We start from the raw sequence: 1,099 nt of genomic DNA, 5'->3' as shown, positions 1-1,099 counted from the left end.
GAATGACTTCCGGGATGCGGAAGCCATCACGGAGGCTGTCCAACGCCCGACCATGAAATTCGTCGCGACCAAGACCGCCGATCAGCTCGACCTTCAGGCCCTGCACCGGGTCCGCGATCGCTTGGTCGGTCAGCGTACCGGCGTCATCAATCAGATCCGAGCGTTCCTGCTGGAGCGAGGCATCGCCGTGCGGCAAGGCCCGCATTCCCTGCGGTTCGAGTTGCCGGGTCTCTTGGCAACACGCACCGATGTGCTCTCGCCTCGCATGTTGCGCATCGTCGAGGGGCTGGCGGACGACTGGCGCCGGCTGGATGCGCGCATCGAGGGGCTCTCGAGCGAGATCGAAACACTCGCCCGTCAAGATGAGGCCTGCCAGCGACTGATGACGGTGCCCGGCATTGGCCCGATCATCTCGAGCGCATGGTGGCCGCGATCGGCACTGGAGACGTGTTCTCGAAAGGCCGCGACTTCGGCGCCTGGCTTGGACTGGTGCCGAAGCAGATCTCGACCGGCGACCGCACGATCCTCGGCAGTATATCACGGCGCGGCAATCGCTACCTCCGCGCGCTGTTCGTGCAAGCCGCGTGGGTTGTGCTGGTCAAGGTCAGGTGTTGGGAGCGCTATGGCCTCAACTCGTGGATCGAAGCCGCCAAGAAGCGATTGCACCACAACGTGCTGGCGATTGCGCTCGCCAACAAGCTCGCCCGGATCGCTTGGGCGGTCCTCAACAAGGGACGCGCCTTCGCGTGCGGCAAGACGGTGGAGGCGGTGTCCTGACCTGCTTGATCCTCGCGCCGTGCGCGGCGCCGTCAAGGCGCGGCCTGGCAACAGGAGAGCAAGACGGCAGGACAGCACGACGGCCGGCCTTGACGGCTCCCTGCGCGCGGCGCGTCTGCGCGCGCAGGCCGAAGGAACGACCGCCAGGCACGAACAAAGGAACAGCGCGACGTGAGGAGCTATCGATGACGTAACGACACCTTACCCGCCGAGGTCTGCGAGAGGATGAGGCAACGATGGAGGATCGGTCTTCCCGGCGCATGCGAACACTGGTGACCCAAATGGCCCGGTCGAGGCCTGTCCGCTAATCAGATCGCATGCG

At 65.2% G+C, this 1,099-nt stretch carries 1 pseudogene; it reads left to right on the top strand.

The features are described from left to right. Nucleotides 1-777, top strand: a pseudogene (locus tag AC629_RS44615) (IS110 family RNA-guided transposase); the annotation flags it as partial. Nucleotides 778-1,099 lie beyond the last annotated feature (322 nt).

Origin of the sequence: Bradyrhizobium sp. NAS80.1, assembly GCF_001908205.1 — a bacterium.
Taxonomy (GTDB): Bacteria; Pseudomonadota; Alphaproteobacteria; order Rhizobiales; family Xanthobacteraceae; genus Bradyrhizobium.
Note: the sequence above shows the minus strand (reverse complement) of the source record. Positions and strands in the feature narration are given on the sequence as shown.